Genomic DNA, 26,372 nt, shown 5'->3' on the forward strand with positions numbered 1-26,372 from the left:
CCGTATGGACGAGGACGGCCTCTATTCCATCGTTGATCGCCGCAAGGAGATGATCAAGTACAAGGGCTTCCCTATTGCCCCCGCCGAGGTGGAATCCGTCCTCCTCGAGCATCCGGCGGTGCGCGACGCCGGTGTCGTCGGCGTCGCCGATGACGACGCCGGCGAGATCCCGTGCGCATTCATCGTTCTGCGTGACGGACACCCTGGTTCCCGGAAGATCGAGGACGAACTGCGCGGCTTCGTCGCCGAACGGCTCACTCCCTACAAGCAGCCTCGCAGGATCCAGTTTGTGGCCAACGTCCCGCGCAATCCTTCCGGCAAGATCCTCCGCCGAGACCTCCGCAAGCTGCTCTAGAAACACCACGGCCCGCCTCGCGGCGGGCCTGGAGAGCTTTCGCGGTCTCTTTGCGTCACGGCTCCGAGGGGCTGGCTTCCGTACAGTAGGAACTCGGCGCGCAGAAAGTCAAAATTGACATGCCAACCACCGCGGCCGCCGCCGGCAGATAAATCTTCGTGCTTCCCTGCGCCACGCTGTGCACGACGATTTCACATGTGGCTCCCGGCCGGTTCATGCTCACGGACTGTCTCGGAGCGATCGTTTGCCGGATGGTGCCGTTGTCGACCACCGCCCAATTCTCGAGCGCGGTGATCTTCACCGTGCCGTTCATCTGCGAGACTTGGATCTTGGTGATGTTTTGCGCCGCCGGCGTCACCGTGATTCCCGCTACTCGCACCATCGTCCCCACCGAAGTCGTCACCACCGCTTCGCCGCAGCCCAGGTCGAGCGTGCGGCTGGTGAAGATAGCCGTGGTGTTCGGATCGAGCTGCACCATCACCCCTTGCGAACTGATGGTGGCGAAGCCGGCCGCGGCGGTCTGGATCCGGTCGCCCGCGAATACGGTGGTCGTGCTGGGAACTGCCGTGCCGTTGACTGTGACCGTGCCCTGCGCCAGGATTGTTCCCTGCGCCGGCGACGCGTTCATCACGCCAGGGAAAATCAGCAGGAGGCACCAGGCAATAGTTTTGAGGAGGGTTGGATTTCGCATCTCCGGCTCAGAGTAGCTTGCCTGCGGTTGCAGGGCAATGAGTTGCCCGTTAACGAAGTAAGTTCCTCCCCCGGCAACGGCTTAGAGGAGTTCTAGAACGAACGGGAAGGAATGATGACCAGGGCCGGCTCACACGGCCCCGGCGCCGCCCTCGGTGAGCAACGCGACAATCAATATGCAGCCCGCAGTCAGGGTGAGCAGGAATGCCGCGTCCGCCATCATTCAGAACCTCTCCGGGCGCAGCAGCGCATAGCGGAGATAAACCATCAGCAGAGCGCTGACTGCGAGCACGATCACGGATTCCGTACTCATGATGTCTTACCTCAGTTCAAGCGATCGCAAAATCGGGCATAGGCCAGAGAAACCATGAAGAACGCGATGGTTACAGCGCTGAAAATCAGGTCTTGCATATGGCCACTCCTACCAAGCTCCCTGCTTCTGCCCGAACCACCAGACCAGACCCACGGTCGCCGTGTTCTGTTCCTTCTCCAGAACGCCCGAAGCGTCGGTCAGGAAGAACGGGTGATTGGAAAAGTCTCGGCGCCACTCCGTGCGCACCAGAAAACCCTCGGCGAATTTGTACTCGTAGGTCAGTGTCGTCTCTTTGAGCGCCTGGGTGGTGCCGCTGAACAGCCCGCCGCGATCGGAAAGATATTCCGCTCGCGCGGCGAAAGCGCTCTTCGGGGTGAATTGATAGCGCGCGTAGATGGCGCCGCCGCTGACGTGCGCTGGCGCGGACTCCTTGAAGACCCGGTTGATGACGTAGTCGCCCTCCAGGGCAAGAGTCAGCTTGGGTGTCGCCGTCCAAGCGACATACGAATCGATGATGTGGAACCGCCCATCGGGCGTCGGGACCACCGGCGTGGTGGACAGGCCGGGCTGCGTCGGCCCGACTGGCAAGCCGGGATTCAGCAGGGGAAGTACGTCCCGCTGTTCCCGTCCGTCGTGATAATTGACATTCCACGAGACGTTTTTCGTGGGCTTGAGGGTCAGAAACAGCATCTGGGACTTGCCACCGTTGAAGTCTTCGGTCTGCTGGACGCCGTTCACCACGGCATACGTCGCCGTCAACCAATCAGCGAACTTGTACGTGGCGCGCACGCCCATGTGGTAGAAGGGCAGGAAGTTGAAGAAGTAGGAGCGCGAATAGTTGATCTGGTCCTTGGAGTAGTTGTTCTCGATGCCCATCGCGCTGGCGAACTTCCCGAAGTCCACCGTCAGCCCGCTGCCGATGGGAGCAACGTAGGTCCCGTAGGCCTGGAAGATCGGCCGGTATACCTGGGGGCGAGGTTCGTTGGCGGCGTTGCCCTGCAGGGTATCGGTGGCCTGGCCGAACTGGAGATCCAGGCGCCCGCCGAAACGCCTGCCGGCGGAGACGTCGGGCGCGCGTTCGATCACCAGGTTGGCCTGGTTGAGGCTGAAGCTGTTGCTGGAAACGTCATAGGCACGCAGCAGGTTCACGCGCCCGACCGGCTGATTGAAGTTGTAACCGTAGTAGCCGTCCACGGCGAGGTTGATAGTCGTGTCGCGAAGAAAATCGACCGTACTACGCTCAGCGTCACTCAAGGCGCCAGCCGGAGCGACTTGCGCCGGAGCCGTATTGATTGCGGTGGCGGCCTGAACCTGCGGTGGCGCGGACGGGCGAAAAGCGCCACGCGCCTCGAGCGCTGCCACACGGTCGCGCAGTTCGCGCACCATCTGCCTGAGCTCCTCGACCTCCTTCTTGTCGGCCGCTGCATCGGAGGCTTGCTGCGCATGAGCCGCCGGCAGGGAGAGCAGAATCGCTAGCAAGACCATCAATGCGGCCTGCTTGTGCCTTCCGCGACTCTGCGCCGAGGTGACCGGCATGGATACGACCTTCGAACTGCGAGCCGATGGTTTTTCGATGCACGCGACGTTCACTCTCCGCCTCCTGTATCGCCTGTCTTCGTGAATGAAGTTGCACAGACACCACAGAAGAAAACAACACCGGCCGAACTGAAGCCCGTGACTGCAACAACCGGAAGGATCGATCTCATCGCCGCTTGCATTCCGCGCCGTCCTGAAACGATTGGACATCTGCGGCAATAAGGGTGGGATAAAGGGTTCGTAAAACGTTCGTAAAGACCCGGACGGGAAGGAAGCTAGTCGCCGGGGGTGAAGCGGTATCCGACCCAGGGCTCGGTAAGGATGTAACGTGGAGTAGATGCGTCAGGCTCGATCTTCTTGCGCAATTGGCCGACGAAGACGCGCAGGTATTCCGGCTGCTCGGTGGCGTTCGGACCCCAGACGGCAGCAAGCAGCGCGCGGTGAGTCACCGCCTTCCCTGCGTGCCGCGCCATATACACCAGCAGGTCGAACTCCTTGGGAGTGAGGTGGACGTCTCTGCCGCGGAGGGCGACCGTATGGGCCCCCAGATCGATGCGAAAATCTCCGTCCTCGATGACGCCGCCCTCTTCCGGTTCGCCGCCCGGCACGCGCCGCAGATTGGCACGAACGCGGGCCAGCAGTTCACTCATGCCGAAGGGCTTGGTGACGTAATCGTCGGCGCCCACGTCGAGCGCCTGCACCTTGGTCCGCTCCTCGCTCTTGACCGAGAGCACGATGATGGGCATCTGGGCCCTGGCGCGCACCCGGCGGCACAGTTCGAGGCCGTCCATGTGAGGCATGGAAAGATCGGTGATCACCAGGTCGGGAGTCCAGTCCTTCATGATCTCCAGCGCAGTTTCGCCGTCGTTGGCGACGCGGATGTCGTAGCCCTGGGAGGAGAGGCTGGTGCGCAGGACGCGGGTGATCTGGGGCTCGTCGTCCACGACCAGGATGCGGCGGTGGTCCTTGGCGGTCACTTGGCCTCTTGGGTGACGATGTGGACGTCCACGGACGGCGCATCGCGCAGAAACTTGTGGATGGCGGAAAAGTAGAGGTGCTTGCGCCAGCCCCGGGATGCTGACCGGCCGAACACCACTTGCGTGATGTGCTTCTCGCGGACGAATTCCGCGACTCGCTCAGCCACGCTGCCGCCTTCGAGCCGGACCACGGTCGCGCCCAGGTTCTCCGCAAAACGGATGTTCTCCGCCAGCGTGCGGCGATCTTCATCCCGCGAATCGGCGCCGATATCGACGTACACCACGTAGAACTCGGCGTCGATGGCCTGCGCCATGCGCGCGCCCCGCGCGATCAGATACTGGGCGGCCGGATTGGAACTGATGCATACCGCGATGCGCTCGCGCACGCCGAGATTGCGCTCGATGTGCTCTTTCGCCAGGTACGATTCGAGGGTCTTGTCCACGACCTGGGCGACCTGGCGGAGGGCCAGTTCGCGCAGGGCGATGAGGTTGCCGGGACGAAAGAAGTTCGACAAGGCGCGCTCCGCGCGGTCGAGCGGGTAGATGTCGCCGCGCTTCATGCGCGTTTGCAGCGCCTGCGGGGTGAGGTCGGCCATCACGATCTCGACCGCCCGCTGGACTACCCAGTCGGGAACGGTCTCACGCACGTGCACGCCGGTGATGCGCTCGACTGTTGGCGTCAGGCTCTCGATGTGCTGCACATTCATGGTGGAGAGGACGTCGATCCGGGCATCGAGGATCTCCATGACGTCCTGGTAGCGCTTGGGATGCTTGCTGCCCTCGATGTTGGTATGCGCCAGTTCGTCCACCAGCACCACCTGCGGCTTGCGCGCGATGATGGCGTCCACATCCATTTCTTCGAAGACCGTGCCCTTGTATTCCAGCTTCCGCTTCGGGACGGCCTCGAGCTTCCCCGCCAGCTCACCGATGGGTTTGCGGCTGTGCGTCTCCACGACGCCGACGACGACGTCCTCGCCGCGGCTGTAGCGGCGGATGGCTTCGCTGAGCATGTTGTAGGTCTTGCCCACGCCCGGGGCAAAGCCAAGGAATAGCTTGAAGACACCTTCCTTCTTTTCCGGGCTGGCCTCGTCCAGCCATTGTTCCGGAGTCCTCTGCATGGGGCTATTGTCCTTGAGCGCGGAGGAATTGTCGATGTCGGCTACAATGCGGGCGTGAAACGGTCGCCGGCCAGTTCGTTGTTGCGCTTCGTGGTGACGGTGGGGATCGTTCTCGCCGTCGTGGGCGCGTACCGGCACGTGGTGCGAGTGAATCCGACCACCGCGGCGCTAACCTTCCTTCTGGCCGTCCTGGTAGTCTCCGCCACCTGGGGGCTGAAGTACTCCGTCGTCCTGGCGCTGCTGGCCACTCTGGCCTTCAACTATTTCTTCCTGCCGCCGGTGGGGACGTTCACCATCGCCGACACCCAGAACTGGGTCGCGCTGTTCGCATTTCTGGTCACCGCGATCATCGCCAGCCATCTTTCGGAGCGCGCGCGGCGGGAAGCCCAGGACGCCACCCACCGACGTCACGAAGTCGAGCGGCTGTACGCGTTCAGCCAGCAGATGCTGATAGCCGACAACGTGGTGGGGCTGCTCAACACCCTTCCCCAGTACCTGGTGGAAGGGTTCGGCGTCAGCGCCGCAGCGCTGTTCGTCACCGGGCGGGAGAACATCTATCGCTCTAGCCCGAGTACGCGTGAGCTGGATGCGGAGCGCCTGCGGACCGCGGCCGCGCGCGGCGAGCCGATCGTCGACGCCGGGCACGGGCTTCGCTTCCTGCCGTTGCGGATGGGCGTGCGCGTGGTAGGGGCCATCGGGGTGGCCGGCGGCGAATTGACCCGCGAAACCCTGGAAGCGGCCGGCAGCCTGGTCGCCATCGCCATCGAGCGTGCCGGCGCGGTGGAGAAGCTGGGCAAAGCGGAAGCGTCGCGCGAAGGCGAAAAGCTGCGCTCCGCGCTACTGGATTCGGTCACCCACGAGTTTCGCACTCCGCTCACCGGCATCAAGGCATCGGTCACGAGCCTGCTCTCCGACGGCAATCTCGATCCGGCGCAACAAAAGGAACTGTTGACCGTCATCAACGAGGAGAGCGACCGCCTGGATCGCCTAGTGGGCGAGGCCGCGCAGATGGCCCAGTTGGACGCCAATCAGGTCGAACTCCACCGCGAGCCGCACCAGATCAAGGAGGTGGTGGAGCGGGCCGTCGAGGAGTCGAAGCAGGCCCTGGCCGGCCACCCGCTCGAGGTTGTGGCGCCCGAAGAACTGCCCACTGTGCGGATCGACCTTGACCGGATCAAAGACGTGCTCAACCATCTCCTGGAGAATGCGGGCAAGTATTCTCCGGCCGACTCGCCGATCCGGATCACGGCAGAGGCCAAGGACCGGCGCATCCTGGTGAGCGTCGCGGACCGCGGCCCCGGCATCGACGACTTCGAACAAACGCTGATCTTCGACAAGTTCTACCGCGGAAAGGACCAGCGTTACCGCGTCCAAGGCACCGGAATGGGACTCGCGATCGCGAAAGCCATCGTTGAGGCGCACGGCGGATCGATCAATGTGACTAGTCAATTGGGGCATGGATCGGTGTTCTCGTTTACGCTGCCTATTACTTGAGGGGCCGATGGCCGATTCATCGCGCATAGGTGCCATCAAAACCCTTTATTCCTAGGCTTCCCACGAATCTTGGAAAGAATGGTGGCCAGGGACGGAATCGAACTTGAGCCGCTGAGCGGGCGTGAGCGGTCCGAAGGCGCATCCGAAGGGGCGTGGGAGCCCGCCGCGAATGAACTGTCGCAGGTGACGACGGTCATAGCCGAACAGGAAGAACAAATGGTATCTATGGCGACTTGAGCGCCGCCCGCGCGGCAGCTCTCATCCCGAATCCTCTATGCCGGACCAACCATTTATCCAGTTCGACCCTGGCAGGATGTCTCCAGAGCAGTTACGCCATGCCTTCGCTGGTCTGCTGCCCGGCCAAGCCACTCGCGAGGAGCGGATCTCCGCCATCGAGGCTGCCCTGGGAAGCCCCATGGGGCGGGCGCTGCGGGCCGACATGGGAACGTGGATCGTGGACAACCTCGTTCCTGCCGAACACCTGGTCCCGGAGGCCTACGCGGCATGGCGAGCCCCGGTACGAGATGCCATGCTGTTCGTGGTCGCCCACCTATCGGACGCGCGCCTCGCGCCCAAGCTCCTGGAACAGATCGAGCTGCCTCCCAGGACACATCCGGAGACGCGTTTGCTGCGGCTCATCGCCAAGGTCCCCGGCCTGCAAAAACTCGGCCAGGTGCTGGCGCGAAACCGGCATCTCCTTCCGGCCCTGCGCAAGGCGCTCTCGAGATTGGAAAACGGCATCCGCGACGTGGACGCGGCAGGGATCTGCGAGATCATCCGCCGGCAACTGGGTGCGCGGATCGGGAAATTCGCGGTGGAGATCAGGCCGGCCGTGCTGTCGGAAGCCAGCGTCAGCGCCATCATCCGTTTCACCTGGCGCAATCCCGAGACCGGCGAACGGGAGCGGGGAGTCTTCAAGGTCCTGAAGCCGCACATCCCTGCATGCTTCGCTGAAGACATGGCAATGCTGCAGGAACTCGCTCAATACTTCGGACGAAGGCATCGCGAGTACGGTCCGGGAGCTCGCCTGATCCCGGATACATTCAAGAAAGTCCGCAGGTTGTTGCAGCACGAGGTGGATTTTGTCCGCGAGCAGAAGACATTGGTCGAAGCTGGGGCGCTCTACCGGGGAATTTCAGGGGTCCGGGTCCCGCGCGTGATGCAGCCATTATGCACGGCCACGATCACGGCGATGTCCGAGGAGGCCGGGTCCAAGGTGACAGACGCAGCCGCCCGCATGCCGGCATGGCGACGCAGCCGCGTGGCCGACCAGCTGGTGGAAGCGCTGGTCGCCGTCCCCCTGTTCGCATCGGGAGAGCTTTCGCTGTTTCATGCCGACCCTCACGCCGGCAACCTGCTGTACAACGGCGCCACCGGGCAATTGATCCTCATCGATTGGGCGTTGCGGGAACGGTTGAGCCGCGATCAACGGCGCCACCTGGCGCTGCTGTTCCTGATGGTCGCATTGCGCGATCCGGTCGGAGCATCGAACGCCATCACCGCGCTGGGAGAGCAGCGGGGGCGGCGCGGTGCACGACAGGCGCAGACCATTCGCGATTGTGTGCGCCACTTTCTCGACGTCCTGCCGCTGAAGCATATTCCGAGCGCGGTGGATGCCATGCGGCTGATGGAGCAGGTCGCCTTTCAAGGCATCCGGTTCCCGGGCCCCCTGGTCATGCTGTCGAAGGTGGTGTTCACGCTGGATGGCATCCTGGTGGATATCGGCGGGAGCAGCACCTCGATGGGCCTGGTGCTGGCACGCCACATCGCGCGCCATTGGCTTGCCGATCGCAAGGCATTCGCCTCGCCGCTCACTGCCACCGACTGGATCACGGTGCAATGCAGCGCGCTGCTGTACGGCAGCCGGTTATGGGTAAAGAGCGAACAGACGATCCTGAACCGATTCCTCCCGCTTGAGTCGACGACTTCGCCGCCGCGAGCGAAAGCGGCCTCGCAGGCGCGTGGCTAGCTGGGGGCGCGACCACGCCGCTTGTCCGAAGCTTCCGCCAGGCGGTCGGCGACGATGGTGTACACGGAAGGGTTGAAAACCAGCCCGATGTGGGTGCCCGAGACCTCGAAGTCGACGTCGCTGTTGCCGGTCCGGCAATATCGCCAATCCGCGATGCCATCATCGCGGGTGTAGATCGCAGTCTCCTTCACGTGGCCGGCCATCTCGCAGCGCAAGGAATTGACGAAGTCGCAGGTGCAGTGAGACGTGTAACACTCGGGCAGGACGTCGGAACCGTGGTGGTCGAGGATCTGCCGCCGCACCGCGGATGCCACCTGCATCACCTTGTGATGGAGGACCTTCCCGCGGAAGGGAGCGGCCAGCGTGATGACCGAGGCGACGTCCTTCGGCCTCTGGGTGGCGATCGAGCGCGCCATCATGCCGCCCAGGCTGTGGCCGATCAAGTGGATCTTTCTCCGGGTCTGCTTGAGCGCTTTTTCGATGGCCTCATGAAGGCGGTACTTGATGAGCAGGTTAGGGCATTCGGCGTTCAAACCGATGCCGGAGAGATACGCGCGGTAGCCGATGCGTCCCAGCCAGGAACTCAGGTGCGTGAGATAGACGTCGTTGCCGAGGAAGCCGGGGATGACGACGACTGCCGAGCCGTCTCCGCGGGGTATGCCAAGGCCGTAAAAAACAGGCGAGGCGTGCAGGAGAAGAAGTTCGGCGCCGAACAGCACTTCTTTCCAAATTGGGATGTCAGCCTCCGCGTCATCGTTGCGGACGCTGTAGCGGTGCGGGGCCATACAGTGCGATGCCACTGTTGTTTTTTTTCTCACTCGACCGGGACCGTGGGCGACCCACATGAAAAGGTGGGTCAGTATCTCTTGTCCTGTGGATCGATGTCTACGATTTTCTTGTCGCTCGGGAAACACGAATTCCGCAGTTGGGACTCAATCAAAGCACGTCGATCTCCGCGTTGAGCCGCAATCAAGCAGGCCGACCGGCAGAGGCTACGAAGGAGATGCGTGCCGTTGCGGAAGCAACGGCACGCCCTTCGATCATGCTGCGTTCAGCCCGATACCAGCCGTCCGCCCTTCTGCTCTCTGCATCAAGCCGCGGCTGCGCGGGCCACTGCGGTCTTGCGCCGCGGTGGACGCTTGGTGTGACGCTCCGCCACGTGTTTCGGGCCGCCGCGAGTCCTGACCATGGAGTCGATCAGCGCCTTCTCCGCGGTCACGAAGCTCTTGATGCCTTCTCCGGTGATGTTCGCCATGGGCAACAGCCGGGACGGTGTGATCAACGCCATCGTCTTCGTCGCCGCCTTGAGGTTGACGTTCATCTGCTGGCCAGCGACGTCCAGCAGCTTCTTTTGGGCCTCGATGAAGGCGTTGCTGGCGTCGCGCGCAAGCTTCGCCAGTTCGGTCTTCTTGACCATCTTGGCCTTCTCCGCCTTGCCGGCGGCCAGCCGGTTCGTCTCCTGTGCGACCACGTCGAGGAATTTCTTTTGGGCGTGGACGAAGGCCTCAATCGCTTCGCGGGCGAGGTCGACGACATGAGTGCCCATGTATTTGCCTTTCTTCGTTGCCTCCAGCCAGTCAAGCGTCTGCTTGCTGGAGATTTTGAGGAATTCGTGCTGCACCCCCAGGAACGTATCGATGGTGCGGCGCATAAGTTCAGTCACGGCGGTCGCCGGGACGGAGCTCGCGACCCGTTCCTTTACGCCGTTCATCAGGATCTCATTCTCCTGCTGCGCCAGGTTGAGCAAGATCCTCTGCGCTTCGATGAAACTCGAGGTCCCCTCGACCGCCAGTTCGGTCAGGACCGCGACGGGAGAATGCTCCGGGTCTGACAATCCGTCCCGCAGGCTCTTCATCGCGACTGCATTCTGGCGCATGGCAATGTCGACCAGGATCCGCTGGGTGGCAAAGAAGCTTTCAACTCCTTGCTGCACCCAGCCCGACAACAGTGTGAGGAAGGAAGATGGATGATTGGTGGGGGCGGGCTTGGTCTTTTTTGGCATGATGGCCTCCGTTCTTGCTGCATTGCAGCATCAGGAAAAATATAGTGTTTCCGCCAGTTTATGTCAATATAGGGGCAGCTTTTTATTGCACTGCATCATGAAGGGGATTGCGTGAAGACAAGGACGATCGTTATCAAGAAGTACGGAAACCGCAGACTCTACGACACTTCCGCGAGCCGGTACATCAACCTGGACGACATCGCCCGCTTGGTCCGAAATGGGAAAGACGTCCGTGTGATCGATGCAAAAACCGGAGACGACCTTACACGGGTGACCCTGACGCAGATCATCGTGGAAGATGCGAAAGAACAGCCTGCCGGCCTGCCGCTGGAACTGCTTCGCCAACTCATCGTCGCCACCGACCACGTCGGGCGAGAGTTCGTCATGTGGTACCTGAAATCCGCATTCAGCACCTACCAGAAAATGCAGAACGCGCTGCAAGGCGGGCTGACGGAGGTGCGCTCCGCGGCGCTGTCTCCGCTCGATGTGATGAAGGACCTTATCCAGGGCAAAACGGCGGAGCAGACGGACAGCGGCGAGTTGCGGAGATCGCGCCGCAAGAAACCCACACGACGCGGGAAGCGCGGACGGACGACGCGCTGACCTGGGTGCCGCGAGATTGCTACGCGCCGATGGCCGCATGGATTGCCCTGTGCTTCTGATCGCCCTCAGGCGAAGTCGCAACTTTTTCCGGAAAACGGATCACTGGCGTTGTCGGCTTGGCGGCCGGCGCAGGCGGTGACATTTCGGGTGCGCTGCCATGTTGTGTCGGCAGCACGTGACTTCGCCGCGCTGGATGGTCGACACCGGTCTCCCTTTGCAATTCGGCAAAACTTGCCCGGAGGAACTTGGGAAACAGTTCAACATCGGAGACCGCGTGCACGTCGGCGGTAAATCCGAAATAGGCGGTGCCGTTGTACGTCAGGATCGCACAGTTCATGCCCATCTCGCCGCCGATCGGCACGTAGGGATAACAGGAGAGCATCTTGTGGCCGAGCAGGTACAGAGGGGTCTTCGGGCCGGGCACATTGGTGCAGATCAGATTGCATACGCTCAGCGGCAATTGGCTGGCGACGGGCCCGATCGCCGCCTGGAACGGCGCTGGGATGGCCCCCAATAATGTGCCTGCGAGTCCGACCAGTTCCGCGACATGCGTGCTCTTTAGCAAGGCCACGTTCTCGTGTACGGCGGCGACGACACTCCGAAGCCGACGGATATCCAGCGGTATCGTGACAGGAATGAAAGTGATGTGGTTTCCCAGTTCCCCCATCTCGGACTTGGCGCGCATACTCACGGGAACAACGATCCGCAGGCGACGGCCACGTATCTTGAGGCCATGCAGTTGGACATAGCGGCGCACCGCGGAGGTCATCAAGGCCAGCACGACATCGTTGAGAGTGGCGCCGCAGGCGTGCTTGACGGCTTTCAGTTGGGCAAGCGGGATCTCCGCGCAAGCAAACTTCTGCGGACCGCGACAGACGATGTTGAATGGCAACCGCTCGGTCGGTCCAAGCAATTCCGGAAGCAGCCGGTTCAGATCCTGAAGGGACGGGATCGGCGTATCGGAGTTGAAAGGAACGTTTAATGCGGGTACCGGTACCGCCGTCTCTTCCTCTTTTTCCGCAGCGGCGACCAGATGCTGGGCGATATTCAGCAACTGCGATTCCGCGGTCAGCACCCGTTGCACAGCGTTGAAACAGGAGTCGACGAGGCATTGCAGAACCGATTGCGGGTGCTGGCCGTTGGTCGGCGCAGGCGTCCGCTTTCCGGCCGGCAGGACCGGTCGAACCGGGCTCGAGTCCATCAAAACGGTCATCAGTCCAACCCCCGAGAGACCATCGGCCATCGAGTGATGCACCCGGGTCAGAATGCCGGTGCGATTCCCTTTCAGCCCTCGGAGCAAGGTCAAATCCCAAAGCGGCCGCGCGCGATCCATGGTGGAGCTCAGGATGCGGGAGGCAACGGTCCTCAGCTCAGCTTCGGTGCCGCGCCTGAGCGTCACCTCACGGACGTGATTGCGTATGTCGAAGCCGCGATCGTACTGCCACGATGGCAGTCCGACGTTCATGGGCGGGGCTACGACGTGCTGGCGATAGCGCGGGATGAGCGGCAGTTTCGATTCAACGTAGCGGATGCAGTCCTGCAGCGAGATCCGGCCCTCGAAGATGGAGAGCGAGGCGACGTGAAGTGGCATGCCCTCGCGTTCCAGATTCAGAAAAAGAGAGTCTCCGAAGGAGAGGCAATCATTCTGTTCGGAAGCTGCAGTGGTGCTCATGCGCTGCCTCCACGCTCAGCCGTACCGCTGGTCGAGCGCCTTATGAAAGGTCTTATGAATCCGTCAATGAAGACATCTAAGACCCCATTATCGTAGTTCCGCTTTGGGACGGGCCGCACGGACATCATCGAGGATAATTTTCGACGGTTCCAATTCGGTACTGTTGAGTTCTTCAACAGGTCGCGTGATGACGTTTTGCCCGGATTGCCAGCTCGTTCCCGGGAATCCTCGGCGGTGTCTTGCCAAGCTGTCTCTGTAGCTGCTGGAATGAAACTCATCGCTCGTTCGGCCAGGGCGGTGATCGTCAAGCTCGGATTGACTCCAAGATTCGCGGCCACCACCGATCCATCGCACAGGTACATATTCGTGTAGCCGTAGACCCGGTGACGATGATCGACCACTCCGGTGTGGCGCGAATCGCCGATCACGCACCCTCCAATACAGTGCGCGGTGCCGGGTACATTGAACAGGATCTCCGGCAACATGCTCATCGCGGTCCCGCCCGTGAGACGTGCAAAATGTCCGGCGAACTGGTTTGCCTGCGGGATAAACGTGGGCACCTTGTCGCCACGGCTGACGAGAGACTTCGTGAAGGGCCAGAACCACGGGCGTCCCCAGCGCATATCGATGTGGCCCTCCAGCGCCTGCATGCAGAGCAGGATGATGCTCTCGCGCGCCCAGCCCCAGGGTTGAAACAACCGCAGCGTTTTGAACGGATGCCGCAGCAACGCCGCGGCGACATTCTGGATCCAGAGCGCGATCCGGACGGGGCCGGGACGGCCGTCGGTGAGGATGGTGGCCAGCAGGCTCATCGCATCCGAGCCGCTGGGATATCGCACGGCTTCGATGTGCGTGTGCTGGTCGATGTAGAGGCCGGACCCGATCGCGACCCCTTGCGAGAGGTCCTGGCGAGACCGCGGGATCCGCACGCCGATCAGCGATTCGGAATTCGTCCGCACGCGCCGGCCCAACTGATCGCTGATCGCCGGCAAGGAGCCCGTTTCCTTCAGATGGAACAACAGTTCCATGGTGCCGAGCGACGATGCGGAAAACACGACGCCGCGGCAGTTGAAGCGTCTCCGGTTTCGGCGTATCCAAGCCGTCGAGCAGACGGTATGCACCTCGTACCCATCGCGACCGTCCGCGACACCGTTCCGCGCGCACACGTCGACCACCCGGGTCTCCGGGTACACCCGCGCGCCATGCTTTTCGGCGAGGTACAGATAATTGAGGTCCAGGCTGTTCTTGGCGCCGTGGCGACAGCCCATCATGCAGCCGCCGCAGGCGATGCACGTCGTTCGCTCCCTCCCTTCTCCTCCGAAGAACGGGTCCGGCACGGTCTTGCCGCCGGAGTCTCCCTCGGCCGGCTGGAAGATGGACACGCTCGTGCGATAGAAGGTGTGGCCGAGGTTGAGCGATCCTGCGGCTTGTTTCAGCAGATCGTCGGCGGGGCCGAGGATCGAATTGGGCACGACGCCGAGCATCCGGGAAGCCGAGTCGTAATGCCGCGGCATCTCCGCCTTCCAATCCGAAAGCCCCGCCCACGAGCCCATGTCCCAGATCGTGTCCGGCGGCCGCAGCAGAGTGCAGGCAAAGGTGATGGAGCCGCCGCCGACCGCGCAACCGTGCAGGATCGTTACGTGCTTGAAGAAACGCATGTTGAAGAAGCCGCGCAGCCCCAGTTTCGGGCGCCAGAACCAACGATGGATGGCCCAGCTGGTGCGGGGAAAATCGTCCGCCTCCCAGCGCCGCCCCATTTCCATGACCGCGACTCGATATCCCTTTTCCGTGAGACGGTGCGCAGCCACGCTGCCGCCGAAGCCGGACCCAATGACGATGAAGTCGAAATCGAATTCGTCACGATGAGGAGCCGTCATGACCCGGCTCCGGGTCGTGCCCGTTCCGCTTGGCGGCGTCCTAGACATCCTGGCGAAGGCGCGGTATCGTCCGTCGCTGGGACGAGGATCTCCTGCCAATGCGAAAGCTCACCGAAGTCGAAGAGGCAACGGCGTTGATGAACGAGGCCGTGGAGTGGTCTGTGATGAGATGGCTGAAGGAAAAGAAACGGGTGCGCAAGATAGCGGACCGCGCCAACGATGCTCTCGACCAATCGATGGAGCAGACGAAAGCCCGCTGGAGTCAGGATCTGCTGGCTGCCTACGCTGAATTGGCCGGACCGGAAATTGCGAAGGACGCACGGACCGCCGATGGCGGATTGCGGGCCTTTGCCAAGGAGATGAAACGCGCCGCCGAAGACGCCTATCGCGCCAGGATGGACGCCGAGGACACGTTTGACGAAGCCGAGAGCCAATTAAGCACCCGTTTGGCCCGAGAGGGATGTCGAAAAGCCATTCACTCCTGGGATCTGCACGAGAAGGCCATCCGAAAAGCCGAAACCGCGATCGGCTCACGTCAATTCGCCAGCTAATCCGGTCACGTCCAGGATTCAGCCATCAACTCTTGCCACCAGAACGTGTGGGCATGCATGGCGGCATCGTACGCGCTGACACCCGCATCGTAATCTCTGCGAAAGTCGTATGCCCAATTCTTCCGCCAGGCGTCCATCTCCATGTGCATGGACGCAAGGGTCGCCCGCACCTCGTTGAGCCAGGTGGTGTAGTCGGGTCTGAACTCTAGGACCGGAATCTGTCTTACAGCCGCCATTCTGGCCTCTCATCAATCTTGAAAGTAACTCATTGTCATGCCGCGACTAGGTCTCCGCTTTTCGCAGCCGCACGGCCACGCCGTGAAGTGGTCGAGGGTGGTATTTCTGCACTCGCGGCCTGGGGCGGCTTCAGTTTGTATGCGCCGGCGGTTCGTTCCTCAAACAGGAGTCGGCGCAAAGAACGAAGATCATTGAGGATCCGAACGCCTTTGTTCACGTGGCCCTCAAGCTTTTCCAGGTTGTACGACGCTACGCGCAAGGCATCGAGACGGCGCGAACCCTTGGCACTCTCTCGTTCTACATCTAGCTCGATTTCGTGCTTCGCTTCCGCGACACACTCGGACAAGACTCGTAAGAATTCGTGGGCGCTCTCGATGCCGTCGAAGGGGGTTCCGGAATGCTGGTCCATGCGGATTCTCCACTTCAAGGTTCGAATGGTTGACGCATCGATAGACGGCGGCGGGCTACCTCGCGCTAGAGATTCTCATGTAGTGCGATGTGCGTCTGTGATGTGGGGCACGAAGTCCGGTGATGCGGCGGTGACGCTGTATTCCGCTCCGGCCACATTGCCATGCGCCTGTGACGCGCCTCACAGACCAGTGCGTCAGGCGGAAACATAATCGTTATCCGCCAGCCGGGCATGATCCGACTCGGCTGCCGAGTCGCCACTCCCGACCGCAATCGCCCGAGTACCTGAGGAGTCCCAGACTTGGGTGCGGAGGCAGCCCCATATGGACGACAGCGCAGCAGCCGTCAGCGCTCTCCCCGTCTCCAGTGATCCCATCGCGGAGTCGGCAGCTAAGCCGAGCGCCGGTCTCGACGACAAAAGTCTTGAACTCAGCTTGAAATCGCTACGGGACTTCGCCAAGGACCGTCTGCCGGACGAAAAGCTACTGGAACTTGACGCGCGGGACGAGTGTCCGCTCGACATTGTCCGCAGCATGTGCGGCGCGGAACTGGGCATTCAGCTCCTCTTTATTCGTGAAGAGTTCGGCGGCATGGGTGGGGGCGCGTTCGATGTGTATCGCGTGTGCGAAGAGATGGCCCGGATCGACCTGGGCATCGCGACGGCCGTGTTGGCGACATTCCTGGGCAGCGAGCCGATCAGCGTCGGCGGCACCGCCGAGCAAAAGAAATACTGGATGACTCGCATCGCCGACGAGGGGTTGCTCTTCGCCTATGCCGCGACCGAACCGGAAGCCGGAAGCGATCTGGCGGCGCTCCGCACCACCGCGGAGCCAGTCACGAAGGACGGTCGGGTCATCGGCTACAAGATCAACGGCAGCAAACAATGGATCAGCAACGGTGGCATCGCGGATGCGTACAGCGTACTGGCGACGGCGCCCGGGGGGCCCAGCTGGTTCATCGTTGAAAAGGGCGCGCCAGGGCTGAGCCACGACAAGCCCGAGAATAAGCATGGGATCCGCACCAGCAACACCGCCGCCCTGTCCTTTGACGACGTCGATGTGGATGTCGACCGCCTCGTCGGCGGTGTGGAAGGCCTGGGGCTGATCCAGGCACAGGCGGTGTTCGGATACACGCGCTTGATGGTGGCGGCGTTTGGGCTCGGCGCCGGCTGGGCCGCGCTCGATCGAGCAATCCCTTACGCGGCGGAACGTATCCAGGCGGGGTCGCCGCTCTCGGAAAAGCAGGGATACACCCACAAGCTGATCGTGCCGCATGTGGCCCGCCTGGAGGCCAGTCGTGCCTACATCGAAGAATCGGCGGAGCGCATCGACTCCGGCGAAGGAAGCTTGAACACCGAAGGGTCGATCGCCAAGTACATGGCGTCCGAAGCCGGGAATCTGGCTGCCGACGCGGCCATCCAGGCGCTCGGCGGCTACGGCTACACGCACGAATACAAGGTGGAGAAGATCAAGCGCGACGTCCGCATCACCACGATCTACGAAGGCACTTCGGAGATCATGGAGATGACCATCAGCCGCGACCGCTGGCAGCTCCACCTGAAGACGCGCGGGCAGCATTATCACGACGAGGCGCGCCGGCTGGAAGCTCTGCACGCCCGCTATCCGGCTGCTGGTGCTGATGTCGCGGGGCTGGCTTTCCATGCCCTGGCCGAAGTGATGGAAAAGGCCCGCCTGGCTCGCCTGACACGGTATCAACACATCCTTTTGCGCCTGGGCGAGCTGATTGCTTTCGCGGAGTGCGCCGGCAGTCTCGTTCGCCGCGTCGGTCTTGCCTCGGAGAACCGGCTGAACGAAAAAGCCAACCGGCGCTTCGACGTCACGGCGCTAGCCGCCCTGAGCCGCACCTTCGCCCGCGAGGCGGCGCTGAAAGTAGCGGAAGACGGCTTGCGCTGGATCACTGGGGCCGCCGCGATCAGCGATCCCGAGATGGCAGCATTCGAAGCGGCCTTGGGACTGGCCAAGATCCATCGTGCGCAGGCAGGGCTGATCGCGGACATGGATCTGATCGCCGACGTCTTGTTCGATCGCAACACCACGCGCGCAGGACAGTCCGGATAGCCGAAGGCCGCATGAGCGTCGCGAACTATAGATAGAGATAAGGAGCGTCATGGAAAAGACCGCTGGACGAGCGACGGCGATCGTCGGCGTGGGAGCCGTCCTACCCGATGCCCCCAACGCAGCGGCATTCTGGGAGAACGTGAAAAAGGGACGCGACAGCATCAGCGAAGTCACGCCCGACCGCTGGGACCCGGCGCTTTTCTACGATCCCGACCGCACCGCTCCCGACATGACTTACTCGAAGATCGGTGGCTGGGTGCGCGAGAGCGCATGGGATCCCGTGAAGTGGCACCTGCCCATCCCGCCGCGCGTCGCGATTGCGATGGACCAGACGCAGAAATGGGCAATCGCTGCCACCCGCGAAGCCCTGGAAGACTACGGGTATCCCAAGCGGACGCTGGACCCCGATCGCACCGCGGTGATCCTGGGCAACGCGATGGCCGGAGAACAGCAGTTCCTCACCGTCTTGCGCGCGTATTTTCCCGAGTACGCGCGCGAACTGGCGGAGACGGCTGGATTTGCCGCTTTGCCCGAGGCGCTTCGCCGCGAGATCACGCGCGAATTGCAGCAGCGGATCGGCAAGCATTTTCCCGAGATCACGGAAGATACGATGCCGGGCGAACTGGCCAACTGCATCGCCGGCCGCATCGCCAACCTCTACAACTTTCATGGCCCGAACTACGTTGTGGATGCCGCGTGCGCGTCGGCGATGGCGGCGATCAGCGCGGCGGTCGACGGGCTGGCGGAGAACGATTTCGACCTGGTGGTCACCGGCGGCATTGACCACAACATGGGCGCATCGACATTCATCAAGTTCAGCAAGATCGGCGCGCTTTCGGCGACCGGCACTCGGCCCTACGCGGACGGAGCCGATGGCTTCGTCATGGGAGAAGGCGGTGTCATCCTCTTGCTGAAGCGTCTGGCTGACGCCGAACGGGACGGCGACAAGATCTATGCGGTGCTGCGCGGCATCGGCGGCTCGAGCGACGGCAAGGGCAAGGGGATCACCGCTCCCAATCCCATCGGCCAGAGGTTGGCGATCCAGCGAGCCTGGCAAAATGCCGGGCTGTCGCCCGCCACCGCCACGTTGTTCGAAGGCCACGGCACTTCCACCAAGGTCGGCGACGTGGTCGAAGTCGAATGCCTGGCGGAGGTGCTCAGCAGCTTTCATCTGCCGGCGAGATCGGTGGCCCTGGGCTCGGTGAAATCGAATATCGGCCATCTCAAAGGCGCCGCCGGGGCGGCTGGACTTCTGAAGACCGCGCTGGCACTGCGCGACAAAGTGCTTCCGCCGAGCCTGCACTGCGAGCACCCCAATCCCGACATCGACTTCGCCCACACTCCGTTGTTCGTCAACTCCGAGCTGAAACCGTGGACCGCTCCAGCCGACAGTCCGAGGCGCGCCGGAGTGAGCGCCTTTGGTTTCGGCGGGACGAACTTCCATCTCGTCCTGGAAGAACACATTCCTCAGAAGCTGACCGGCAACCACAAGCGCTCGGTGACGGTCAGTGCGATCCCGCCCACTCTGGCGAAGGACGCAACTATGAATGTCAAAGAGCTTTCCTGCAGTTCTCAGGTTGGATCCTCGTTCAAAGCGCCGTTGCGCGGTGCGCTGGTGATCGGCGCCGCCACCGAGGCCGCATTGGCCGAGCGTCTGCGCGCCGTGCAAAAGAACGCTGAGGCCGGCCGGGCCCCTGCACCGACGATTCCCGCGGAATCGGATCTGCGTGCGCCCGAACGCGTGGCCATTGACTATGCCGACGCGCCTGAATTGGCGGACAAGTCTGCCCGGGCGCTCAAGGCGCTCCAGGCCAATCACGGAGGAACCTGGAAGGCTCTGCGCGCCAAAGGCATCTTCCGCGGTCGTGGTGCTGCGCCCAAAGTCGCGTTCCTGTACACGGGTCAAGGGTCGCAGTACGTGAACATGCTTCGGCCGCTCCGCGACACCGAACCGATCGTCGCTCAGACCTTTGCCGAAGCGGATCGCGCGTTGGCTTCTTTGCTCGGCAAGCCGCTCAGTGAGTACATCTTTGTCGACGAAACCGACGGCGCGGTCGCCCGGGCTGAACAGGATCTGCGCCAAACCGCCATCACCCAGCCCGCCGTGTTAGCCACCGACATTGCGTTGACTCGGCTCCTGGCGGCTTACGGCATCACCCCAGACTTAACCATGGGCCACAGCCTCGGAGAGTACGGAGCCCTGGTCGCTGCCGGCGCCCTCCCGTTCTCCGACGCGCTGGAAGCGGTCAGCGCGCGGGGCCGCGAAATGACACGGGTATCGGTAGCGGACAACGGCCGCATGGCCGCCGTCTTTGCTCCGCTCGAACAGATCGAGCGGATCTTGAAGTCCGTCGAAGGCTATGTGGTGATCGCGAACATCAACAGTGAGAACCAGGCAGTCATCGGGGGCGCGAGCAAAGCGGTCGAGCAGGCAATCGACGTTTTCCAGAAAGCGGGATGCCACGTGATCGCGTTGCCGGTCAGCCATGCCTTCCACACCTCGATCGTCGCGCCGGCCAGCGAGCCGCTGCGCGAGGTGCTGACGCGGCTGCGGATGCAATCGGCACGCGTCCCGGTCATCGCGAACGTGACCGGCGAGTTTTATCCGATGGGCGCTGACGTCGTACCGCAGATGCTCGACATCTTGGCGCGGCAGGTGGCCTCTCCCGTGCAATTCGTCAAGGGCCTGCGCACGCTGTACGAAGCCGGTGCGCGCATCTTCGTCGAAACCGGGCCGAAAAGAGCATTGCAGGGATTCGTGGATGATGTGCTCGGCGAGCGCGACGACGTGATGTCGCTCTTCACCAATCATCCAAAACGCGACCTCGAATCCTTCAATCAGGCGCTGTGCGGCTTGTATGCGGCCGGGCTGGGCCACGGACAAGCGACAACCGCGCACGAACTCTCCACTAAGCCCGTGAAGTCAGTGTTCGCTGTCGGATCGCCGACGTATGTCCCAAAAGCCGCTTCCATCCCACGTTCTCAGGACGATATCCCGACCGGTTCGCCGGTGGTGATCACGGGCGCGTCGTTGGGACTGCCTGGCACCGAGCGCATCTTCGACGACTCGAATGTCAGCCGCATCCTGCGCGGTGATCAATTCATCGATGTGATCCCGACCCGCTTTCGCCGGGCCATGCTCGACAAACACATCACGCGGCTGGTCAAGAGCGACAACGGTGGACCGACGTTCGAGTCCATCGGCGACCTGGCGGACGTGATCAAGCTGGCCGGCCGTGGCGGCGCATTCGACGTGGAAGAAGAATTCGGTGTCCCCGCCGATCGCGTGGCTGCCCTCGACCGGGCCACCCAATTAGCGATCGCGGCCGGCATCGACGCGTTGCGCGACGCCGGCATCCCTCTGGTCATGCGGTACAAGACGACCAGCAAAGGCACGCTGCTGCCGGATCGGTGGATGCTGCCGGAGTCCTTGCGCGACGACACGGGCGTGATCTTCGCCTCCGCCTTCCCTGGCTACGACGCTTTCGCCCAGGACTTTTCGCGGTACTACGCCGACCTCGCGCGCCACCAGCAGATCGCAACGCTGGAGAGCCTCCGCTCACGAGCGGCGGAGATCAATGGTCATTCGACCCTGGGTCAGGAGATCGAGCGCCGCATCAACGAACTACGCGCGGCCATCGAGAAGGACCCGTACGTCTTCGATCGGCGGTTCCTGTTCCGGATCCTCTCCATGGGACATTCACAATTTGCCGAGTTCATCGGTGCGCGCGGTCCCAACACCAACGTCAATGCCGCCTGCGCGAGCACCACGCAAGCGCTCGCCGTGGCGGAGGACTGGATCCGCACCGGGCGGTGCCGCCGGGTCATCGTGGTCTCGGCCGACGACGTCACTTCCGACAATCTCATAGAGTGGATCGGCGCCGGTTTTCTGGCCAGCGGAGCGGCAGCGACCGATGAGGTCGTGGAACAGGCTGCCATTCCCTTCGATCGCCGCCGGCACGGCATGATCATCGGCATGGGCGCCGCGGCCCTGGTGGTCGAGAGCGCAGAGGCCGTGCACGAACGCGGCATCCGTCCCATCTGCGAGGTGCTGAGCGCGGTGATCGCCAACAGCGCCTTCCACGGCACGCGCCTCGATGTACAGCACATCGGCGACGTGATGGAGGGCCTCGTCTCCCAGGCGGAGTCGCGCCGCGGCATAAAACGCGGAGAGATCGCGTCACAGATGGTGTTCGTCTCTCACGAGACCTACACACCGGCACGCGGCGGCAGCGCCGCGGCGGAGATCCACGCCCTGCGCCGCGTCTTCGGCGAGAACGCGGATCGCATCGTGATCGCCAACACCAAGGGCTTCACCGGCCACCCGATGGGAACGGGTATCGAAGACGTTGTCGCGGTGAAAGCGCTGGAGACCGGCGTGGTGCCGCCAGTGGCCAACTTCAAGGAAGTCGACCCCGAGTTGGGCGCCCTGAACCTGTCAAAGGGCGGCATTTATCCGGTCGAATACGCTTTGCGTCTGGCCGCCGGGTTCGGCTCGCAGGTCTGCATGGCGCTGTTGCGTTGGGTGACCAGCAAAGACGGCCTCCGCCCCAGCCCGAACGCTCTGGGATATTCATCTCGTGTTGACGATAAACATGCATGGGAAACCTGGCTCAGCAAGATCGCCGGCTTCCCGAACGTAGAGCTCGAAGTGGTCCACCGCACCCTGCGCGTGCGCGATCAGCGGCAGGCAGCCCGGGTCGAAGAAGTTGTTCCGGCGGTCCGAAAGATTCCATCGCCCGCACCTACGGTGCAGGTACCGCCGCCCCCGCCAGCCCCGCAGTCCAAACCCGCCGCACCGCCGCCAACCGTCGCGGTCGCCGAACCAAAGGCGCCACCTCAAGTCGCCGCACCGGTTGCACCTGCCCCATCAAAACCCGCTCCGACCGGAGATTCAGTGAAACAGCGGATCCTGGCGATCGTGGCCGAAAAAACCGGCTACCCGGTCGACATGCTCGACCTTGATCTGGACCTCGAGGCGGATCTGGGTGTCGATACCGTCAAGCAGGCGGAAGTGTTCGCCAGCGTCCGCGAAGCTTACGGCATCGCGCGCGACGACAAACTGAAGTTGCGCGACTTCCCTACCCTCGCGCACGTGATCGGGTTCGTGCACGAGCGCCGCCCGGAGCTGCGCAGCGAAGCGTCGTCTCCCGCGACGGGATCAATCGCACCAGAAACACCCAAGCAGGAGATCAAGGTCGTCGCTCCGGCGCCCCCGATTCCACCGGCAGAAGACGGCGCCGAGGATGCCGTGAAGGAGCGCGTGCTGGCCCTGGTCGTCGAGAAGACCGGATATCCGCAGGACATGCTGGACCTGGACCTGGACCTGGAAGCAGACCTCGGCATCGACACCGTCAAGCAGGCGGAGTTGTTCGCGGCGATCCGCGAGATCTACAACATCCCTCGCGATGAGAGCCGCAAGCTGCGCGATTATCCGACGTTGGCGCACGTGATCCGGTTCGTTCACGAGAAGCGGCCGGACCTCGCCGCTGCGGCTCCGGCGAGAATCGAGCCGATCGATTCTCGCGCGATTCCCGTGCCTGCTCCGGTTCCGATCGCAGGCGAACCTGCCAGCGATGACGCCATCAAGGAAAAGGTCCTTGAGATCGTTGCCGAGAAGACCGGTTACCCCAAGGACATGCTGGACCTGGACCTCGATCTGGAAGCAGACCTCGGCATTGATACCGTGAAACAGGCGGAGATGTTCGCGGCCGTGCGCGCGGCATACGACATCCCACGCGATGAACATCTCAAGCTGCGCGACTTCCCAACCCTGGCTCACGTGATCCAATTCGCGCAACAGAGACGGTCGGGGCAGAAACCAGCGCCCCCGCCCCCCGCTTCCGAGTTGCGGGGGATCCTTGAACCGGCTGCGGAAAGTCCGGTAGCTGCGCCGGTCGCAGCGCCTATGCCGACTTCGGTCGCGCGGCCAGCGCCCGCATCGTTCGACGCCGCAAACCGTATTCCGCGCCGCGTGCCCGCGCCGATCCTCCGACCTCCGCTCAACATCTGCAAGGATACGGGAGTGAGTCTGGGCCGCGGCAGCCGCGTGGTCCTCATGCCGGATCAAGGCGGTGTCGCCGACGCTCTCGCGCAACAGCTGCGGAGCAAAGGCGTTGAAGTCCTTCGCCTCGAAGCCGTAGCCGATGCGGGTGCGCTGACCAGCCGTCTGAAGGACTGGATCTCGGACGGTCCCGTACAAGGGGTCTTCTGGCTGCCCGCCCTCGATCACGAAGGCTCGCTCAGCGCAATGGAGCCCGCAACCTGGCACGAAGCTGTGCGGGTCCGGCTGAAATCGCTGTACACGACCATGCGTGCTCTGTACGAGCAAGTGGCGGCGCCCGGCACGTTCCTGGTATCGGCGACGCGGCTGGGCGGCCAGCATGGTTACGACGAAGCCGGAGCAGTCGCGCCTTTGGGTGGCGCGGTCGTCGGGTTCACCAAGACGTACAAGCGCGAGCGTCTCGACGTGCTCGTCAAGGCGGTCGATTTCGAGATCGAGGCCAAGCCGTCGGAGCTCGCCGGCATCCTGATCGAGGAGACGCTGCGCGATCCCGGCGCGGTCGAGATCGGTTACAGCAAAGGTCAGCGCTGGTCCATCGGATTGCAGGAACGACCTGCGGCCGACGGTCAGCCCGGGCTGAAGCTCGGTAAGGATACTGTTTTCGTGATCACCGGCGCAGCGGGAAGCATCGTCTCGGCTATCACAGCCGACCTGGCGGCGGCTTCCGGCGGTACCTTCTACCTGCTCGATCTTGTTCCCGAGCCTGATCCGAACGATCCGGATCTCAAGCGCTTCGTGAGCGACAAGGACGGACTTAAGCGCGACCTGTTCGCGCGCATTCAGGCTCGTGGCGAGAGGGCCACGCCGACGCTGGTGGAGAAGGAACTGGCGGCGCTGGAGCGGGCACACGCCGCGTGTAGCGCCATCGAGGCAGTACGAGCGGCTGGCGGCACCGCGCTCTATTTCAGCGTGAATCTCACCCATGGCGACGAGGTCGCCATGGTCATGCGCGAAGTGCGCGAGCGCAGCGGCCGCATCGACGTATTGCTGCACGCCGCCGGCATGGAGCGCAGCCATCTCCTGCCCGATAAGGAGCCGCGGGAATTCGATCTCATCTTCGACGTCAAGAGCGACGGGTGGTTCAACCTTCTGCACGCCATCGGCGACATGCCTTTGGGGGCGACGGTGGCGTTCAGCTCGATCGCCGGCCGTTTCGGCAACGCAGGACAGACGGATTACAGCTCCGCCAACGATCTGTTGTGCAAGATCACGTCGAGCTTCCGCACCACTCGTCCCGCGACCCGCGGCATCGTCATCGACTGGACCGCCTGGGGCGGCATCGGTATGGCGACGCGCGGTTCCATTCCCAAGATGATGGAAGTTGCAGGGATCGACATGCTGCCGCCGGAAGCGGGCATCCCCTTGATCCGCCGCGAGCTCACCGAAGGGGGGACGAGCGGTGAGATCATTATCGGCGAGCGCCTCGGCATTCTGTTGAGTGAATGGGACGCGACCGGTGGGCTCGATCCAAAGGCAGTTGAGATTCCCGGCGCGGCGACCGGACCAATGGTGGGCAACATCACAGCCATGACCGTGGGAGAAGGCCTCACCATCGAGACGACGCTGGACCCGGCCGTCCAACCCTTCTTGCACGATCATCAAATCGACGGCACGCCGGTGCTGCCCGGCGTCATGGGCATCGAGGCGTTTGCGGAGGCCACGCTTTGCATGCTGCCGGATTGGCACGTCGAGAGCGTCGAAGACGTGAACTTCCTCGCGCCCTTCAAGTTCTACCGCAGCGAGAAGCGCGCGTTGACGATCCAGGTGGCGCTCCATCCGCTCGGCGACAGCTTGGAGGCGGACTGCCGGCTGACCGGTCGTCGGGTGCTTCCGGGGCAACCCGATCCCCAGATCACCACCCACTTCACCGCCCGCCTGCGGCTGGCGAAACATCCGCCCAAAGGTATGCCCGGTACACCCCCGGCACGTCTGGCTGGATCGATCATCGAAGCCGCCGACATCTATCGCGTCTATTTCCATGGACCGGCCTACCGCGTCATCGAGGAGGCGTGGTGGGACGAGAACCGGATCGTCGGGCGCATGACCAAGGACTTGCCCAGCAATCACCAACCACCCGAGCAGCCGACGGTCATGGCGCCGCGGCTAATCGAGCTCTGCTTCCAGACTGCTGGTCTCTGGGAGCTCGGGATGCAAGGACGCTTTGGCCTGCCGCTCCATGTCGATCGGGTCTGCATCTTGCGCACACCGGATCTCGCCGAAGGCCGTCTGCATGCCGTCGTCACTCCGAACCCGGAGCAAGGCACATTCGATGCGGAGGTCCTGGATACGGCGGGAACGCGCTATCTCCAGTTGACCGGCTATCGCACAGTCGCCCTGCCGGGTGGCGTTGATGCCGACGCGTTGAAGGCGCTGCAGTACGTCGTGCGCGAGGAGTGCGAGGTCGAACCCGTGTGACGGCCGCAGATCG

Annotated in this window: 18 protein-coding genes; 7 read left to right on the forward strand and 11 right to left on the reverse strand. The window is 63.0% G+C overall.

Annotated features, from left to right (window positions below; genetic code table 11):
* The first annotated feature begins 4 nt into the window (after positions 1-4).
* Positions 5-355: a hypothetical protein gene (locus tag LAN37_06835; protein MBZ5646924.1), complete on the forward strand. Its 351-nt coding sequence runs from the start codon at positions 5-7 to the stop codon at positions 353-355.
* 55 nt (positions 356-410) lie between these two features.
* Here the strand turns inward: LAN37_06835 and LAN37_06840 are convergent, their stop codons facing one another.
* From LAN37_06840 to LAN37_06860, 5 genes are all read right to left on the reverse strand, one after another.
* Positions 411-1,046 carry a hypothetical protein gene (locus tag LAN37_06840; protein ID MBZ5646925.1) on the reverse strand — a complete coding sequence of 212 codons (636 nt, stop codon included), beginning with the start codon at positions 1,044-1,046 and terminating at the stop codon, positions 411-413.
* A 222-nt stretch (positions 1,047-1,268) separates the two neighbouring features.
* Positions 1,269-1,358 (reverse strand): K(+)-transporting ATPase subunit F, encoded by a 90-nt coding sequence (gene kdpF, locus LAN37_06845; GenBank protein MBZ5646926.1) that lies wholly within the window; start codon positions 1,356-1,358, stop codon positions 1,269-1,271.
* Between the two features lie 108 nt (positions 1,359-1,466).
* The gene (locus tag LAN37_06850) at positions 1,467-2,948 is read right to left on the reverse strand and encodes a porin (protein MBZ5646927.1); all 1,482 of its coding nucleotides are present in this window, start codon (positions 2,946-2,948) and stop codon (positions 1,467-1,469) included.
* Positions 2,949-3,169: 221 nt separating this feature from the next.
* Positions 3,170-3,871 carry a response regulator transcription factor gene (locus tag LAN37_06855; protein ID MBZ5646928.1) on the reverse strand — a complete coding sequence of 234 codons (702 nt, stop codon included), beginning with the start codon at positions 3,869-3,871 and terminating at the stop codon, positions 3,170-3,172.
* The gene (locus tag LAN37_06860) at positions 3,868-4,989 is read right to left on the reverse strand and encodes a universal stress protein (GenBank protein ID MBZ5646929.1); all 1,122 of its coding nucleotides are present in this window, start codon (positions 4,987-4,989) and stop codon (positions 3,868-3,870) included. Before LAN37_06860 ends, LAN37_06855 begins: the two co-directional genes overlap by 4 nt.
* A gap of 54 nt (positions 4,990-5,043) precedes the next feature.
* On the opposite strand from LAN37_06860, the gene LAN37_06865 reads away from it, so the two are divergent.
* Entirely contained in the window at positions 5,044-6,483 is a 1,440-nt protein-coding gene (locus tag LAN37_06865) for a DUF4118 domain-containing protein (GenBank protein MBZ5646930.1), read from the forward strand.
* Between the two features lie 274 nt (positions 6,484-6,757).
* Positions 6,758-8,452 (forward strand): hypothetical protein, encoded by a 1,695-nt coding sequence (locus tag LAN37_06870; protein MBZ5646931.1) that lies wholly within the window; start codon positions 6,758-6,760, stop codon positions 8,450-8,452.
* Here LAN37_06870 and LAN37_06875 read toward each other — a convergent pair.
* Positions 8,449-9,237 (reverse strand): alpha/beta fold hydrolase, encoded by a 789-nt coding sequence (locus tag LAN37_06875; protein MBZ5646932.1) that lies wholly within the window; start codon positions 9,235-9,237, stop codon positions 8,449-8,451. The two genes, LAN37_06870 and LAN37_06875, sit on opposite strands and share 4 nt — an antisense overlap.
* A 305-nt stretch (positions 9,238-9,542) precedes the next feature.
* Positions 9,543-10,454 (reverse strand): hypothetical protein, encoded by a 912-nt coding sequence (locus LAN37_06880; GenBank protein ID MBZ5646933.1) that lies wholly within the window; start codon positions 10,452-10,454, stop codon positions 9,543-9,545.
* 126 nt (positions 10,455-10,580) lie between these two features.
* Here LAN37_06880 and LAN37_06885 point away from each other — a divergent pair, with 126 nt between their 5' ends.
* Positions 10,581-11,057: a pesticin gene (locus LAN37_06885; GenBank protein MBZ5646934.1), complete on the forward strand. Its 477-nt coding sequence runs from the start codon at positions 10,581-10,583 to the stop codon at positions 11,055-11,057.
* A gap of 19 nt (positions 11,058-11,076) precedes the next feature.
* Here LAN37_06885 and LAN37_06890 read toward each other — a convergent pair whose 3' ends face one another.
* Together LAN37_06890 and LAN37_06895 are read right to left on the reverse strand one after the other, a co-directional pair.
* The gene (locus LAN37_06890; protein MBZ5646935.1) at positions 11,077-12,729 is read right to left on the reverse strand and encodes a wax ester/triacylglycerol synthase family O-acyltransferase; all 1,653 of its coding nucleotides are present in this window, start codon (positions 12,727-12,729) and stop codon (positions 11,077-11,079) included.
* A complete protein-coding gene (locus tag LAN37_06895; GenBank protein ID MBZ5646936.1) occupies positions 12,726-14,606 on the reverse strand; it encodes a GMC family oxidoreductase in 1,881 nt (626 codons plus the stop codon). Before LAN37_06895 ends, LAN37_06890 begins: the two co-directional genes overlap by 4 nt.
* 98 nt (positions 14,607-14,704) lie before the next feature.
* Here LAN37_06895 and LAN37_06900 point away from each other — a divergent pair, with 98 nt between their 5' ends.
* Positions 14,705-15,157: a hypothetical protein gene (locus LAN37_06900; GenBank protein ID MBZ5646937.1), complete on the forward strand. Its 453-nt coding sequence runs from the start codon at positions 14,705-14,707 to the stop codon at positions 15,155-15,157.
* A gap of 5 nt (positions 15,158-15,162) precedes the next feature.
* Here LAN37_06900 and LAN37_06905 read toward each other — a convergent pair whose 3' ends face one another.
* Complete coding sequence (locus LAN37_06905) at positions 15,163-15,393, reverse strand: hypothetical protein (GenBank protein ID MBZ5646938.1); 231 nt, start codon at positions 15,391-15,393, stop codon at positions 15,163-15,165.
* A 35-nt stretch (positions 15,394-15,428) separates the two neighbouring features.
* Entirely contained in the window at positions 15,429-15,803 is a 375-nt protein-coding gene (locus tag LAN37_06910) for a hypothetical protein (protein ID MBZ5646939.1), read from the reverse strand.
* Positions 15,804-16,125: 322 nt separating this feature from the next.
* Between LAN37_06910 and LAN37_06915 the strand changes: the two genes are divergently transcribed.
* A complete protein-coding gene (locus LAN37_06915) occupies positions 16,126-17,880 on the forward strand; it encodes an acyl-CoA dehydrogenase family protein (GenBank protein ID MBZ5646940.1) in 1,755 nt (584 codons plus the stop codon).
* 49 nt (positions 17,881-17,929) lie between these two features.
* Complete coding sequence (locus LAN37_06920) at positions 17,930-26,359, forward strand: SDR family oxidoreductase (protein ID MBZ5646941.1); 8,430 nt, start codon at positions 17,930-17,932, stop codon at positions 26,357-26,359.
* The last annotated feature ends 13 nt before the right edge of the window (positions 26,360-26,372 follow it).

This window comes from Terriglobia bacterium (assembly GCA_020073495.1).
In the GTDB taxonomy this organism is placed as follows: Bacteria; Acidobacteriota; Terriglobia; order Terriglobales; family Acidobacteriaceae; genus JAIQFD01.

Excerpts from the sequence above, each read along its gene's own strand:
- LAN37_06835 (MBZ5646924.1), top strand. The coding sequence starts at position 5 with ATGGACGAGGACGGCCTCTATTCCATCGTTGATCGCCGCAAGGAGATG.
- LAN37_06840 (MBZ5646925.1), bottom strand. The coding sequence starts at position 1,046 with ATGCGAAATCCAACCCTCCTCAAAACTATTGCCTGGTGCCTCCTGCTG.
- kdpF (MBZ5646926.1), bottom strand. The coding sequence starts at position 1,358 with ATGAGTACGGAATCCGTGATCGTGCTCGCAGTCAGCGCTCTGCTGATG.
- LAN37_06860 (MBZ5646929.1), bottom strand. The coding sequence starts at position 4,989 with ATGCAGAGGACTCCGGAACAATGGCTGGACGAGGCCAGCCCGGAAAAG.
- LAN37_06870 (MBZ5646931.1), top strand. The coding sequence starts at position 6,758 with ATGCCGGACCAACCATTTATCCAGTTCGACCCTGGCAGGATGTCTCCA.
- LAN37_06875 (MBZ5646932.1), bottom strand. The coding sequence starts at position 9,237 with ATGGCCCCGCACCGCTACAGCGTCCGCAACGATGACGCGGAGGCTGAC.
- LAN37_06880 (MBZ5646933.1), bottom strand. The coding sequence starts at position 10,454 with ATGCCAAAAAAGACCAAGCCCGCCCCCACCAATCATCCATCTTCCTTC.
- LAN37_06890 (MBZ5646935.1), bottom strand. The coding sequence starts at position 12,729 with ATGAGCACCACTGCAGCTTCCGAACAGAATGATTGCCTCTCCTTCGGA.
- LAN37_06895 (MBZ5646936.1), bottom strand. The coding sequence starts at position 14,606 with ATGACGGCTCCTCATCGTGACGAATTCGATTTCGACTTCATCGTCATT.
- LAN37_06900 (MBZ5646937.1), top strand. The coding sequence starts at position 14,705 with ATGCGAAAGCTCACCGAAGTCGAAGAGGCAACGGCGTTGATGAACGAG.
- LAN37_06905 (MBZ5646938.1), bottom strand. The coding sequence starts at position 15,393 with ATGGCGGCTGTAAGACAGATTCCGGTCCTAGAGTTCAGACCCGACTAC.
- LAN37_06910 (MBZ5646939.1), bottom strand. The coding sequence starts at position 15,803 with ATGGACCAGCATTCCGGAACCCCCTTCGACGGCATCGAGAGCGCCCAC.
- LAN37_06915 (MBZ5646940.1), top strand. The coding sequence starts at position 16,126 with ATGGACGACAGCGCAGCAGCCGTCAGCGCTCTCCCCGTCTCCAGTGAT.
- LAN37_06920 (MBZ5646941.1), top strand. The coding sequence starts at position 17,930 with ATGGAAAAGACCGCTGGACGAGCGACGGCGATCGTCGGCGTGGGAGCC.